The 13,790-nt window shown below is 70.3% G+C and carries 11 protein-coding genes; 7 read left to right on the forward strand and 4 right to left on the reverse strand.

All coding sequences use genetic code 11. From position 1 onward, the window contains the following. The first annotated feature begins 85 nt into the window (after nucleotides 1-85). From GA0074696_RS07075 to GA0074696_RS07095, 5 genes are all read left to right on the forward strand, one after another. Nucleotides 86-1,726, forward strand: a complete 1,641-nt coding sequence (locus GA0074696_RS07075; RefSeq protein ID WP_088960343.1) for a peptide ABC transporter substrate-binding protein — start codon at nucleotides 86-88, stop codon at nucleotides 1,724-1,726. Between the two features lie 145 nt (nucleotides 1,727-1,871). Beyond that, nucleotides 1,872-2,798, forward strand: a complete 927-nt coding sequence (locus tag GA0074696_RS07080) for an ABC transporter permease (protein WP_088960344.1) — start codon at nucleotides 1,872-1,874, stop codon at nucleotides 2,796-2,798. 72 nt (nucleotides 2,799-2,870) lie between these two features. Beyond that, complete coding sequence (locus GA0074696_RS07085) at nucleotides 2,871-3,848, forward strand: ABC transporter permease (protein WP_088960345.1); 978 nt, start codon at nucleotides 2,871-2,873, stop codon at nucleotides 3,846-3,848. 26 nt (nucleotides 3,849-3,874) lie between these two features. Then, complete coding sequence (locus GA0074696_RS07090; RefSeq protein WP_088960346.1) at nucleotides 3,875-4,903, forward strand: ABC transporter ATP-binding protein; 1,029 nt, start codon at nucleotides 3,875-3,877, stop codon at nucleotides 4,901-4,903. Then, complete coding sequence (locus GA0074696_RS07095; protein WP_088960347.1) at nucleotides 4,896-5,909, forward strand: ABC transporter ATP-binding protein; 1,014 nt, start codon at nucleotides 4,896-4,898, stop codon at nucleotides 5,907-5,909. The genes GA0074696_RS07090 and GA0074696_RS07095 overlap by 8 nt, the downstream gene beginning before the upstream one ends. Before the next feature lie 188 nt (nucleotides 5,910-6,097). Here the strand turns inward: GA0074696_RS07095 and GA0074696_RS07100 are convergent, their stop codons facing one another. Beyond that, complete coding sequence (locus tag GA0074696_RS07100; RefSeq protein WP_088960348.1) at nucleotides 6,098-6,439, reverse strand: chorismate mutase; 342 nt, start codon at nucleotides 6,437-6,439, stop codon at nucleotides 6,098-6,100. Between the two features lie 261 nt (nucleotides 6,440-6,700). Further along, nucleotides 6,701-8,554: a bifunctional metallophosphatase/5'-nucleotidase gene (locus GA0074696_RS07105; protein ID WP_088960349.1), complete on the reverse strand. Its 1,854-nt coding sequence runs from the start codon at nucleotides 8,552-8,554 to the stop codon at nucleotides 6,701-6,703. A gap of 200 nt (nucleotides 8,555-8,754) precedes the next feature. On the opposite strand from GA0074696_RS07105, the gene pcrA reads away from it, so the two are divergent. Further along, the gene (gene pcrA / locus GA0074696_RS07110) at nucleotides 8,755-11,160 is read left to right on the forward strand and encodes a DNA helicase PcrA (protein ID WP_088960350.1); all 2,406 of its coding nucleotides are present in this window, start codon (nucleotides 8,755-8,757) and stop codon (nucleotides 11,158-11,160) included. Between the two features lie 58 nt (nucleotides 11,161-11,218). Here pcrA and GA0074696_RS07115 read toward each other — a convergent pair whose 3' ends face one another. Both GA0074696_RS07115 and GA0074696_RS07120 read right to left on the reverse strand, forming a co-directional pair. Further along, nucleotides 11,219-11,992: a M23 family metallopeptidase gene (locus GA0074696_RS07115; RefSeq protein WP_088960351.1), complete on the reverse strand. Its 774-nt coding sequence runs from the start codon at nucleotides 11,990-11,992 to the stop codon at nucleotides 11,219-11,221. A 260-nt stretch (nucleotides 11,993-12,252) separates the two neighbouring features. Then, on the reverse strand, nucleotides 12,253-12,969 hold the full coding sequence (locus GA0074696_RS07120; protein ID WP_088960352.1) for a M23 family metallopeptidase: 717 nt from the start codon (nucleotides 12,967-12,969) through the stop codon (nucleotides 12,253-12,255). Between the two features lie 386 nt (nucleotides 12,970-13,355). Between GA0074696_RS07120 and GA0074696_RS07125 the strand changes: the two genes are divergently transcribed. Continuing rightward, nucleotides 13,356-13,760: a cobalamin B12-binding domain-containing protein gene (locus GA0074696_RS07125; RefSeq protein WP_088960353.1), complete on the forward strand. Its 405-nt coding sequence runs from the start codon at nucleotides 13,356-13,358 to the stop codon at nucleotides 13,758-13,760. Nucleotides 13,761-13,790 lie beyond the last annotated feature (30 nt).

A 13,790-nucleotide genomic window follows, 5' to 3' on the forward strand; every position in this document is an offset into this window, starting at 1 on the left:
CGACACGGGGTCACCGGCGGCGTCACCCCCATGCGTGCGTGAAACCCACGACGGAACCAGGTTACGAAAGAGGAGGCCCCTCGGAATGAGAGTCTCGAAGCGGGCGAGCGGCGCCATCGCCGTGGGCGCGGCATTCGCGCTCATCGCGTCCGGCTGCTCCACCAACGACGACGGCGGCGAGACCGCCGCCAAGAGTTCTGACGGCAGCATCGTCGTCGACGGTACGGAGCCGGAGAACCCCCTGGTTCCGTCCAACACCACCGAGACCGGTGGTGGCAAGATCATCGACTGGCTGTTCACCGGTCTGGTCGAGTACCCGAACAACGGTGGCGCGCCGCAGAACGCGCTGGCCGAGTCGATCGAGACGACCGACTCCAAGGTCTACAAGATCAAGATCAAGCAGAACACGAAGTTCCACGACGGCACCGTCGTCAAGGCCAAGAACTTCGTGGACGCCTGGAACTGGGGCGCCTACTCGCCGAACGGCGCGCAGAACTCCAGCTTCTTCGCCGACATCGCGGGCTTCGCGGACGTCAACACCACCGACCCGGACGAGGACGGCCCGAAGAAGGCCCCCGAGCCCAAGTCGAAGACCATGTCCGGCCTGAAGGTCGTCGACGACTGGAACTTCGAGGTCACGCTCGCCGCGCCGACCGCCGTGTTCCCGACCAAGCTCGGCTACAGCACCTTCATGCCGCTGCCGGACGCCTTCTTCGCCGGCAAGGCGGAGGACTTCGGCAAGAAGCCGGTCGGTAACGGCCCGGTCAAGTTCGTGTCCTGGGAGAACAACGTCGCGATCAAGCTGACGCGGTTCGACGACTACTCCCTGCGCGACAAGATGAAGATCAAGGACGTCACCGTCAAGATCTACCAGGACGACACGGCGGCCTACAACGACCTGGTCTCCGGCAACCTGGACTTCCAGCAGCAGGTTCCGGTCTCCTCCCTCGCGGGTGACAACTGGAAGAACGACCTGGGCGACCGGGCCATCTCTTCCACCACCCCGGTGACCGGCATCATCGCCTTCCCGATCTACGACGCCCGCTTCAAGAACGCGGACCTGCGTAAGGCGATCTCGCTGTCGATCAACCGCCAGGAGATCAGCGACAAGATCTTCTTCGGCAACCGCAAGCCGGCCGACAGCTGGGCCAACCCGCTGACCCCGGGCGCCAAGCCGGGCAACTGCACCTCCTGCAAGTTCGACCCGGAGCAGGCCAAGCAGCTGCTGGCCAAGGCTGGCGGCTTCAAGGGCCAGCTGAAGCTCTACTACAACGCGGACGCCAGCCACAAGGAGTGGATGGAGGCCGTCGCGCAGCAGATCAAGACCACCCTGCAGATCGACGCCGTCGCCGTCGGCGTGCCGACCTTCGCGGTGTTCCGCCAGAACATCAACGCCCACAAGATGGACGGCATGTACCGCGCCGGCTGGCAGCAGGACTACCCGGACGTCGAGAACTGGGTCAACCCGCTCTACGTGACCGGTGGTTCCTCGAACGACGGTCTGTACAGCAACGCCGAGGTCGACGCCCTGGCCAAGCAGGCCAGCGGTGCCCCGAGCCTCGAGGCCTCGCACGGGCTGTTCGAGCAGGCCGTGGCGAAGATCGACGCCGACGTCCCGACTGTTCCGGTCTACTTCGGTGGCCAGCAGTCCGGTCACTCGGAGAAGATCAAGAAGATGGAGCTGACCAACGTCGGCGAACTCGACATCACCTCGGTCGAGCTCTGATCCGAACGGTCTGACCCCGGGTCGGGCTCGCCTACCGGTGAGCCCGACCCGGGGCCGTTCCGCGAGGGGGTGTACAACATTCCCTCGCAACGTTGTCACCATCGTGTCGGCCGTCCGACGCGCCCCCTGTCTGGAGGACCACCCCATGGGCCGTTATCTGTTGAGACGGCTGCTCCAACTCGTCCCGGTCTTCATCGGGACGACGTTAATGATCTACGCGCTCGTCTGGGCGGTTCCCGGTGATCCGTTCGCCGGCAAGTGCGGTGATCGGGGCTGCCCGGAGAACTACATCGCCATGATGACCGAGAAGTACCACCTCGACGAGCCGTTTTTCGTGCAGTACGCCGTCTACATGAAGAACCTCTTCCAGGGGGACTTCGGCTCGACCTGGTCCGGGCGCTCGGTCAACGACATCATCGCGACGTCGTACCCCAACACCCTGAAGCTGGCCGCGGTCGCCCTGCTCATCGAGGCGCTCATCGGTCTCACCGCCGGTGTGCTCACCGGTCTGCGGCGTAACGGCTTCCTGGACAACCTGGTCCTGATCTCGACGCTCTTCCTGATCGCGCTGCCGGTCTTCGTCGTCGGCTTCGTGCTCCAGTGGCTCTTCGGCGTCAAGTGGGGCATCGTCACGCCGACGGTGTCGAACGAGATGCGGATCTCCGAACTGATCCTTCCCGGCTTCGTACTGGGTAGCGCGTCGATGGCGTACATCGCCCGGGTCTCGCGCACCAGCATCGCGGAGAACCGCCGGGCCGACTACGTGCGGACGGCCATCGCCAAGGGCCTGCCCATGCGCCGGGTGGTCGGCATCCACCTGCTGCGCAACTCCCTGATCCCGGTGGTGACGCTGCTCGGCACCGACCTCGGCGCCCTGATGGGTGGCGCGATCATCACCGAGGGCATCTTCGGCATCAACGGCATCGGCCGCCAGGTTCTCCGGGCGATCGTCACCAAGGAAAGCGCTACGGTTGTCTCCATCGTGGTCGTCCTGGTGCTCGTCTACCTCCTGATGAACCTCCTGGTGGACCTGCTCTACGCCGCCCTGGACCCGAGGATCCGCTATGAGTGAGCGCCGCGAACGAACCGTCATCGCCACGTGCGCGGGCAACCAGGCCCGCGCCGAGCAGAGGGAGGTGCGGGCATGAGTGACCCGAGTGCCGCTTCCATCGTCAGCACCCCCCGTCCGGAGCAGCCGGCCGAGATCGGTGCGCCGGTCACCGCCGGTCAGCCCGAGGGCGCCCGCAAGGAGAAGCCCCGCGGCCTGCTCGGTGACGCCTGGCGGGACCTGCGGCGCAAGCCGCTGTTCTGGATCTCCGCCACGTTCATCCTGCTGTTCGTGGTGATGTCGATCTTCCCGTCGCTGTTCACCTCGGTTGACCCGACGGACGGCGCGCTCTCCCGTAGCCGGACGGAGCCCTCGGGCGACGCCTGGTTCGGCTACGACGTGCAGGGTCGCGACGTCTACGCCCGGGTCATCTACGGCGCCAACGCCTCGATCGTGGTGTCGCTGCTCTCGGTGATCGGCACCATGCTGATCGGCGGGACGATGGGCATCATCGCCGGCTACAAGGGCGGCTGGGTCGACGGCCTGCTCTCCCGGATCGCCGACGTCTTCTTCGGCCTGCCGTTCGTGCTCGGCGCCATCGTCATCCTGACCACCTTCAACGGCGCGGGTTCGAGCAACAGCGAGTGGGAGATCAAGGGTCTGGTCATCGCCTCGCTCGTGCTGCTGAGCTGGCCGGTGGTCATGCGGCTGATGCGCTCCTCGGTGCTGGCCACCAAGGAGGCCGACTACATCGTCGCGGCCCGCGCCATGGGCGCCGGCAGCGGCCGGATCATCCTCAAGCACCTGCTGCCGAACTGCCTGGCGCCGCTGCTGGTGTACGGGACGATCATGATCGGCTCGTTCATCGGCGCCGAGGCCACGCTCTCCTTCCTGGGCATCGGCCTGAAGAGCCCGGTGGTCTCCTGGGGAATCATGATCAACGAAGCGCAGAACTACCTGCGGCCGTCGCCGTTCCTGCTCTTCTTCCCCTCCGCGTTCCTCGTGACCGCCGTGCTGAGCTTCGTCATGCTCGGTGAGGCCGTCCGCGAGGCCCTCGATCCGAAACTCCGCTAGGGGAGACTGAGTTGTCCGACATTCTCGTGTCCGAGCAGACCGCGCCCGGCGCCGACGGATCCGGCCGCCCCTCGGGCCGGCTGCTCGAGGTCGACGACCTGCGGGTGGAGTTCCGCACCCGGGACGGCGTCGCCAAGGTCATCAACGGAGTCACGTACCACGTCGACGCGGGGGAGACCCTCGCCGTGCTCGGCGAGTCCGGCTCCGGTAAGAGCGTCACCGCGCAGACCATCATGGGCATCCTGGACATGCCGCCGGGGTACGTGTCCGGTGGTCAGGTCCGCTTCCACGGCAAGGACATGCTCCGGATGTCCGCCGAGGAGCGCCGCCGCATCCGCGGCGAGGGCATCGCGATGATCTTCCAGGACTCGCTCTCCGCGCTGAACCCCGTCTTCACCGTCGGGTTCCAGATCGCCGAGCAGTTCCGCATCCGTCGCGGCATGAGCCGCGCGGACGCCAAGAAGCGCGCGATCGAGATGCTCGACCAGGTCAAGATCCCGAACGCCAAGGGCCGGTTCAGCAACTACCCGCACCAGTTCTCCGGCGGTATGCGGCAGCGCGCGATGATCGCGATGTCGCTGGCGCTCGACCCGGAGGTGCTGATCGCCGACGAGCCGACCACCGCGCTGGACGTGACCGTGCAGGCCCAGATCATGGACCTGCTCGGCGAGCTCCAGCGGGAGCGGCGGATGGGCATGATCCTGATCACCCACGACCTCGGCGTGGTCGCCGACGTCGCGGACCGGATCGCGGTCATGTACGCCGGCCGGATCGTCGAGGAAGCCGACGTGTACGACCTGTACGCGAAGCCGGGACACCCGTACACCCTCGGCCTGCTTGACTCGATCCCCCGACTGGACGAGAAGGGCCAGCAGCTCCGCACGATCAAGGGGCTCCCGCCGAACCTGATGAACATCCCGCCGGGCTGCCCGTTCAACCCGCGCTGCCCGATGGCGCAGCCGGTGTGCCGCGAGAAGCTCCCCCCGTTGCTGCAGATCGGCGCCGGTCGGGCCAGCGCCTGCCACTTCGCCGAGGAGCTGGTGAACCGTGTCTGAGAACATCCTCGAGGTACGCGACCTGGTCAAGCACTACCCCGTCACCCGCGGTGTGGTGTTCAAGAAGACCGTCGGTCACGTCAAGGCCGTCGACGGCGTCTCCTTCGACCTGCGGGCCGGTGAGACCCTGGGCGTGGTCGGCGAGTCCGGCTGCGGCAAGTCGACGCTGAGCCGGGTGCTGATGAACCTGGAGAAGCCGACCGCCGGCCACGTGCTCTACAAGGGCCAGGACATCTCCAAGCTGTCCGGCGGCGCGCTGCGTCGGCTGCGCCGGCAGATCCAGCTGGTCATGCAGGACCCGTACACCTCGCTGAACCCGCGGATGACGGTCGGCGACCTGATCGGCGAGCCGTTCGAGATCCACCCGGAGGTGGCGCCGAAGGGCAGCCGCCGGGACAAGGTCAAGGAACTGCTCGACCTGGTCGGCCTCAACCCGGAGCACATCAACCGGTACCCGCACCAGTTCTCCGGCGGTCAGCGTCAGCGCATCGGCATCGCCCGGGCACTCGCCCTGCGGCCCGAGATCATCATCTGTGACGAGCCCGTCTCGGCCCTGGACGTCTCGATCCAGGCGCAGGTGATGAACCTGCTGGAGAAGCTCCAGAACGAACTCGGCCTGTCGTACGTGTTCATCGCGCACGACCTGTCGGTGGTGCGTCACCTCTCCGACCGGGTCGCGGTGATGTACCTCGGCAAGATCGTGGAGATCGGCACCGAGGACCAGATCTACGAGGGGCCGACCCACCCGTACACCCAGGCGCTGCTGTCGGCGGTGCCGGTGCCGGACCCGACGCTGCGGGACAACAAGGCGATCATCCGGCTCACCGGTGACGTCCCCTCGCCGATCAGCCCGCCCTCGGGCTGCCGGTTCCGCACCCGGTGCTGGAAGGCGCAGGACGTCTGCGCCGAGCAGCAGCCGCTGCTGCAGATCCGACAGGGCTCGGGCCACCCGAGCGCCTGCCACTTCGCCGAGAAGCGGGAGATCGTCGCCACGCACGAGGTGTGAGACGATCCGAACCGCCTGCCGGCGTCCGCGTGACGCCGGCAGGCGGTTCGTCGTATCCGGGCTCGACCGCCGCCGGGCCGGGCGCCCGCGAACGGCCCGGGCCGTGCTGTCGGTCAGGGCCGCCAGGGGGTACGCCGCACGACGGCGGGCCGGGCGTCCCGCCCGGCTCCCCGGGCCGGCGGCACCCGTCACAGCGGTCCGCGGCCGGCGCGGAGCAGCAGCAGGGCCAACTGGGTGCCGTCGGCGCCGAGCGCCCGCCGGAACCGCTCCAGGATCTCCCGCTCCCGGGACAGCACCAGCCGGGTGCCGCCGGAGGCCATCCGGGTGGCGCCGACCTGCTGGGAGAGCTCCGCCCGCTCCTGCCACAGCCCGATCAGCGTCCGGTCGATCTCGTCGATGCGCTCCCGGATGGCCGCGATCCGGGCCGCCGCCGCGGGCTCGTCGGTGCCGAACCCGGGGGCCGCGTTCCGGCCGTCGCCCGCCCGGGAGCGTGCCGTGTTGCCGCTCTGTTCCGCCACGTCTGTCATCATCGGTCGTACCTCTCTGACGTCGTGCCCGGTGTCGGGAACCCGGAACGCGAAAAGCCCCGGACTCCAGGAGCCCGGGGCTTTTCGTAGGTCTGGTTGATCAGGCGCGACCCACGGCTGCCGGACTCCCGGTGCCGTAGTAAAAGTAGAAGCGCTGACCGAACACGGAATCGAGTATGCCGACCGCGGGTACGGCGGCGCAAGGATTCCGCCAACAGTTGGGAAGGTCGCCCGGCCCCGACGCCGGGGCCGGGCGACGTCCGCTCAGCCCAGCCGGGTGATCCGGTCGGCCGGGCCCGGGGCCACCGACGCGCCCGCGGCCAGGTGGGCCACCAGCGCGTCCACGTCGAAGCCGGCGGCGGTGGTGCGGCCGGTGCCCGCCGTCAGCGCGGTGAACCCGTCGCCGCCGTTGGCGAGGAAGTCGTTGGTGGTGACCCGGTAGCTGGTCGCAGGGTCGACCGGCACGCCGTTCAGCGCGAGCGCGCTGACCCGCGAGCCGGCCGGGGCGGTGCTGTCGTAGGAGTAGGTGAGCCCGGCGGAGACCTGGAGGATCCGCTGGGTGGTCTGCCCCTGGTAGCCGACGAACTGCTGCTCCAGCACGCTCCTGAGCTGCGCGCCGGTCAGCGTCTGGGTGACCACCAGGTTGTTGAACGGTTGGACGGTGAACGCCTCGCCGTAGGTCACCTCGCCCGGCGCCTCGCCGCCGGCCGACGCCGCGTACGACAGGGAGGCCCGGACGCCGCCCGGGTTCATCAGCGCCAGCTGCGCCCCGTCGCCCTTCGTGTACGCGAGCTGCGCGTCGGCGATCACGTCACCGAGCGGGCTCTCGCCGTTGGGCCTGGCGTCCCGGACGATGTCCGCGCTGATCCTGCCGACCACCCGGTTGGCGATCGGGGCGACCGCCGCCCGGTACTTGTCGGCCAGCGCCTTGGCACCCGCGTCGACCAGCTCGGGGTTGCGGACGTAGACGCCGGGGGCGCTCTGCTGCCAGCTGCCGTCCGGGTTGCGGACGCCGTTCTCCACCACCACGTTGCGGGCGGCGATGCCGGTGAACCGGCCGGTGCGCCGGTCCAGCGAGTAGTCGATGTCGGTGATCAGCTGCCCGTTGCTGCCGGCGCTGGTGACCACGCTCTGCGCGCCGGAGGAGTTCGGCAGCGCGCAGGAGTAGAAGCGGTGGGTGTGCCCGGAGACCACCAGGCCGAACTCCGGCCGCAGGCCGCGGACGATGTCGACGATCGGGCCGGAGAAGTTGGCGCAGTCCGAGACGCCCGGGGTGGCCGGCGGTGCGGACTGGGCGCCGCCCTCGTGCACCAGCAGCACCATCGCCCGGATGCCGAAGAGCTTGAGCAGCCCGCCCCACTTGTTGGCGGTCCGGACCTCGTCGGCGAACCGGACCGAGGCGATGCCGGCCGGGTTCACGATGCCCGGGGTGCCCTCCAGGGTCACGCCGACGAAGCCGACCGGCACGCCGTCGACGAACTTCACGTCCACCGGGGGCAGGATCGGCAGGCCGGTCTTCCGGTCGAGCGTGTTGGCGGCGAGGTAGGTGAACTTCGCGCCGGCGAAGCCGTCGGAGTCCCGGCAGCCGTCGACCGGGTGGCAACCGCCCTTGTTGATCCGGATCAGCTCGGCGACGCCCTCGTCGAACTCGTGGTTGCCGACCGAGCTGATCTCCAGCCCGACCTCGTCCATCAGCTCGATGGTCGGCTCGTCGTGGAAGGCCGCGCTGACCAGCGGGCTGGCGCCGATCAGGTCGCCGGCGCCGACGGTGGTGGTGCGCCGGCCCTCGGCCGCGGCGTCGGCGCGCAGCTTCTTCAGCCAGGTCGCCAGGTATTCGACGCCGCCGGCGGGGGTGCCGTTGACCGCGGCCCCGCTGCCGCCGGGCGGGTCGATGGCGCCGTGGAAGTCGTTGTAGCTCAGGAAGTTGCCCCTGACCTCGCCGCCGGTGGGCGTGGCGTAGGAGACGGCGACCGGAGCCAGGCCGGCCGTCGGGTCGGTGGCGGCCGGTTGCGGTCCGGGCCGTCCGGTGGTGGGCAGGCTGGCGACGACGGCCAGCGCGAGGGCCGGTGCGGCGAGGTGACGCAGCAGGGCCCGACCGCGCGAGCGCGGTGCAGTCATGGTTGTTCTCCCAAGTCGGATGCGGGGGAGCAGTCGGGGATTTCACCGTCATCGTTGCGCCTCGGGGACGAAGGCGCCAGAGGCGACACCGTGACAGGTTCGTCTCACCGCGCCGACCGCCCGTCGGCGCGGTGACCACGCTCGCCCCGGGGCGTGCGCGGGCGGGAAGTGTCCGGCCGGCGGCATAGACTCGCCGTGCGATGCATCCTCTCTTCGACATCCCCGCGTCCCCGCCCGCGCCCGAGCCGGCCCGCCCGCCGGCGCGCCGGCCCGGGTCCTCCGCCGCGCACCTCGACCCGCAGGCCCTGGTCGAGGGGCTCAACGGCCCCCAGCGGGACGCGGTGACCCACGCCGGCTCGCCGCTGCTGATCGTGGCCGGCGCCGGCTCCGGCAAGACCCGGGTGCTCACCCACCGGATCGCGTACCTGCTCGCCGCGCGGGACGTGCACCCCGGCGAGATCATCGCGATCACCTTCACCAACAAGGCCGCCGGCGAGATGAAGGAGCGGGTGGCCCACCTGGTCGGCCCGCGGGCCCGGCTGATGTGGGTGTCGACGTTCCACTCCGCCTGCGTGCGGATCCTGCGCGCCGAGCACGAGCACGCCGGGCTCAAGTCCACCTTCTCGATCTACGACGCCGACGACTCGCGCCGGCTGATGCAGCTGGTCACCCGGGAGCTGGACCTCGACCCCAAGCGCTACCCGGCGCGCGGGCTGGCCGCCCAGGTCTCCAACCTGAAGAACGAGCTGGTCGACCCGGAGGCGTTCGCCGCCCGGGCCAAGGGCCCCAACGAGCGGGCGCTGGCCGAGGCGTACACGCTCTACCAGCGCCGGCTGCGCGAGGCCCACGCGCTGGACTTCGACGACCTGATCATGACGACGGTGCACCTGCTCCAGTCGCACCCGCACGTCGCCGAGAGCTACCGCCGCCGGTTCCGGCACGTCCTGGTCGACGAGTACCAGGACACCAACCACGCGCAGTACACGCTGATCAAGGAGCTGGTCTCCGGCACCGAGGGGATCGAGCCGGCCGAGCTCTGCGTGGTGGGCGACGCCGACCAGTCGATCTACGCGTTCCGGGGCGCGACCATCCGCAACATCCTGGAGTTCGAGCGGGACTTCACCGACACCCGGACGATCCTGCTGGAGCAGAACTACCGCTCCACCCAGACCATCCTCAACGCCGCCAACGCGGTGATCGACCGGAACACCTCCCGCAAGCCCAAGCGGCTGTGGAGCGACGCCGGGGCCGGCGAGCAGATCGTCGGCTATGTCGCCGACACCGAGCACGCCGAGGCGGACTGGGTGGGCCGGGAGGTCGACCGGCTGGTCGACGCCGGCGACATCCGCCCCGGCGACGTCGCCGTCTTCTACCGCACCAACGCCCAGTCCCGGGTCTTCGAAGAGGTGTTCATCCGGGCCGGCCTGCCGTACAAGGTGGTCGGCGGGGTGCGCTTCTACGAGCGCAAGGAGGTCCGCGACGCGCTGGCCTACCTGCGCGCGGTGGTCAACGACGACGACACGGTCAGCCTGCGCCGGGTGCTCAACACCCCGCGCCGGGGCATCGGCGACCGCGCCGAGGCGTGCGTGGAGGCGCTCTCCAGCCGCGACCGGATCTCGTTCGGGGCCGCGCTGCGCCGGGCCCGGGAGGCGCCGGGCATCTCCACCCGCGCGGCCAACGGCATCGCCGACTTCGTCGCGCTGCTCGACGGCGCGCGGGAGCTTGCCGAGACCGGCACCCCGGAGGAGGTGCTGGAGGCGCTGCTGACCCGCTCGGGCTACCTCACCGAGCTGGAGGAGAGCCTCGACCCGCAGGACGCCGGCCGGGTGGACAACCTTCAGGAACTGGTCAGCGTCGCCCGGGAGTACACCGAGCGGATCGAGGCGCTGGGCGCCGAGGGCGAGCGGGCCACGGTGGCCGGGTTCCTGGAGCAGGTGGCGCTGGTCGCCGACGCCGACCAGATCCCCGCCGATGACCCGGACCACCAGGGCGTGGTCACCCTGATGACGCTGCACACGGCCAAGGGCCTGGAGTTCCCGGTGGTCTTCCTGACCGGCCTGGAGGACGGCGTCTTCCCACACCTGCGCTCGCTGGGCGACAGCCGGGAGCTGGAGGAGGAGCGCCGGCTGGCGTACGTGGGCATCACCCGGGCCCGGCAGCGGCTCTACCTCTCCCGGGCGGTCACCCGCTCGGCCTGGGGACAGCCGGCCTACAACCCGCCGTCGCGGTTCCTCGAGGAACTGCCGCCGGAGCTGGTCCGCTGGGAGCGCACCGAGGGGTCGTACACCTCGTGGGCCGGCGGGGGCGGCGGCGTCGGTGGCCGCGCGGACCGCGCGCCCGGCGCGCGCGGCGGCTTCGCCGGGGGTACGCCGAAGGCGGCGGAGCTGGCGAAGCGGCTCGGGGTGGACGGCAGTCGGCTGGCCACCGCCAGCGAGCTGCCGCAGGGGCCCAAGGTGGCGGCGGGGGACCGGGTCAACCACCAGCGCTACGGCCTCGGTCGGGTGCTTGCCGTGGAGGGGCACGGCCCGGGCGCCCGGGCGCAGATCGACTTCGGGGACCAGACGATGTGGCTGGTGCTGCGGCACGCCCCGATCGACAAGCTGTGAACGACAGGGCCCGGCCCGGCGAACCGCCGGGCCGGGCCCTCACGTGTCCTCGACGGGCTCAGCAGGCCACGTCGATGCCCCGGGCGCGCAGGAACGGCGCCGGGTCGATCTGGTTCCACAGCTGACCCTGGTGCACCTCGAAGTGCAGGTGCGGGCCGGTCGAGTCGCCGGTCGAGCCCTCGTAGCCGATCACCTCGCCGGCGCTGACCTTGTCCCCGACGCCCACCTTGAGGCTGCTCTGGTGGGCGTAGTGGGTCAGGTAGCCGTTGCCGTGGTCGATGAAGACCGAGTTGCCGTACCCGTCGCCGGCGTCGCCCGCCTTGACCACGGTGCCCGCCGCGGCGGCGTGGATGGGGGTGCCGGCGGGCATCGCGAAGTCGATGCCGGCGTGCAGGGTGCCCCAGCGCTGCCCGTAGCAGGAGGTGATCTCCGCGCCGGCCATCGGGACGACCCAGGACGGCTTCGGCTTCGTCGTCTTCCGGACGGTCGGCTTCGGCTTCGGGGTGGCTTTCTTCGTCGGCGTGGCCGACGGGGTGGCGGTCGGGCCCGCGGTGGTCGGGCTGGCCGACGGGGTGGCCGGGGTCGCGGACTCGCGGTCGGAACGGTCGGCGCGGGCGGCGTCCTCGGCGCGGGACGCGGCGTCCAGCGAGACGGCGGTGGAGGCGGGGGCGTCGTCGCGGTCGAACGCGACGGTGGAGGCGCCGGCGAGGCCGAGGCCGACCAGCGCGACCGCGCCGACGACGAGAGCGCGCCCGCCGCTCCGCTTCCGCAGCCGGTGCCGGGCCGGGGCGGCCACGGTCTTCTCGTTCTGGGTAGGGGTGTCTTCCTGCACGGCTGACCTTCACACTCAGGGGGCGGGACCTGCCCATCCTGGGTGTCGACCGGGCCCGCGGTGGGTACCGGTACCGCAGGGTCGCCGACGGCCGCCGGGGCAACTGTCCGCCATTGCGGCGGAATGACCGCCTCTGCCCCGAAACATGATCTTCGTTGGCGGTGGCCTCGCTCACAGTCCGCACTGTGACCCAGCAGACTTCCGGGCACGAAAAACCGCCCGGATGCGTGATCCGGGCGGTCATCGGGCGATACGGAGCGTCAGGAACCCGCTACCTCGCTGTAATATGCCTCGACTTGCAGCTTGATGTCCACTCCGCGCTCCTGGAGCCACGGCACCGGGTCCCGCGGCTCGCCCTTGACGTGGATCTCCAGGTGCAGGTGGGAGCCGTACGAGTGGCCGGTGTTGCCGACCAGGCCGAGCTGGTCGCCCGCCTTGACCTGCTGCCCCTCCTTGACGTTCACGGAGGAGGAGTGGCCGTAGATGGCCTCGCTGCCGTCGGAGTGCTGGACGATCACGGCGTAGCCGTACCCGCCGAACCAGCCGGCCTTGGTGACGGTGCCGGAGTGGATGGCGACGTAGGGGGTGCCCTCGGCGGCGACCAGGTCGATGCCGGTGTGCAGCTTGCCCCAGCGCATCCCGTACGGGGACTTGAAGTCGTAGCCCTGCAGGGGCAGCAGCCACGGGTCCTGGTCGCCGGCGTTGACCTCGGCGTCGCGGTTGGTGTCGCGGGAGGCGCGGTCGGCGGCGTCGGTGCGGGCCGCCGCGTCCTGGCTGGTGATCGAGGCCTGCTTGAGCTCGTCGAGGACCGACGGGCTCACGCTCTTGGCGTCGGGGAGCGCGTTCGCGCCCAGCGCGACGATGCCGGCGCCGACGAACGCGGTGGTGACGACCGCCGCGTAGCGGCTGCGCGGGGGGGTGGGTACGCGACGGCGGCCGCGATATCTATCGGGCTCAGACGACAGGCGCTGGCGCACGCACACCCTCCGTTGTCGGGGATCCGATGCGATCTCCGGCCGTTCGACCAGGCTCGGCCGACGTCCGTTGGTCGCGTCGTCACCCGTCCGTGGACCTGATGACAACCGTGGACACGTTAGCCCTCCGCCGCGCCGGTCACAAGCGGAACCGCCGAATCGGTGAGTCTTTCTGTCCCTTTCCGTCCATCATTGTCATAGCTCGGTACGCCGGATGGCCGTCCCCGTTACTGCCCGTTCGTCGCGCAGAGTGACCGTTCGGCGGAGGCGTCCGGCTTTCTCGGGGAGCGGCCGGACGGTAGGGGTGCGGCCCGGATTTCCCGCCCCCGACCGGGCGGGTTACCGTTCGTTCAGGTGATAGCCGCGGAGCCCGTGAAAGGTGTGCGCTGATGAGCTCTCGTATCCGGGTCGTCGTCGCGAAGCCGGGCCTCGACGGCCACGACCGCGGCGCCAAGGTGGTCGCGCGTGCCCTGCGTGACGCCGGCATGGAGGTCATCTACACCGGCCTGCACCAGACCCCGGAGCAGATCGTGGAGACCGCCATCCAGGAGGACGCCGACGCGGTCGGCCTCTCCGTGCTCTCCGGGGCGCACATGACGCTCTTCCGGCGGGTGCTGGAGCTGCTCGCCGAGCGGGACGCCCGGGACATCGTCGTCTTCGGCGGCGGCATCATCCCGAACGCCGACATCCCCGAGCTCCAGCAGCTCGGCGTGGCGAAGATCTTCACCCCGGGCGCGACGACCCAGTCGATCGTCGAGTGGGTCCGGGGGAACGTGGCCCAGTCCGTCGCCTGACGACTGGGCAGCCGCCGGGCCCGCGCCCGG

Origin of the sequence: Micromonospora purpureochromogenes, assembly GCF_900091515.1 — a bacterium.
Taxonomy (GTDB): Bacteria; Actinomycetota; Actinomycetes; order Mycobacteriales; family Micromonosporaceae; genus Micromonospora; species Micromonospora purpureochromogenes.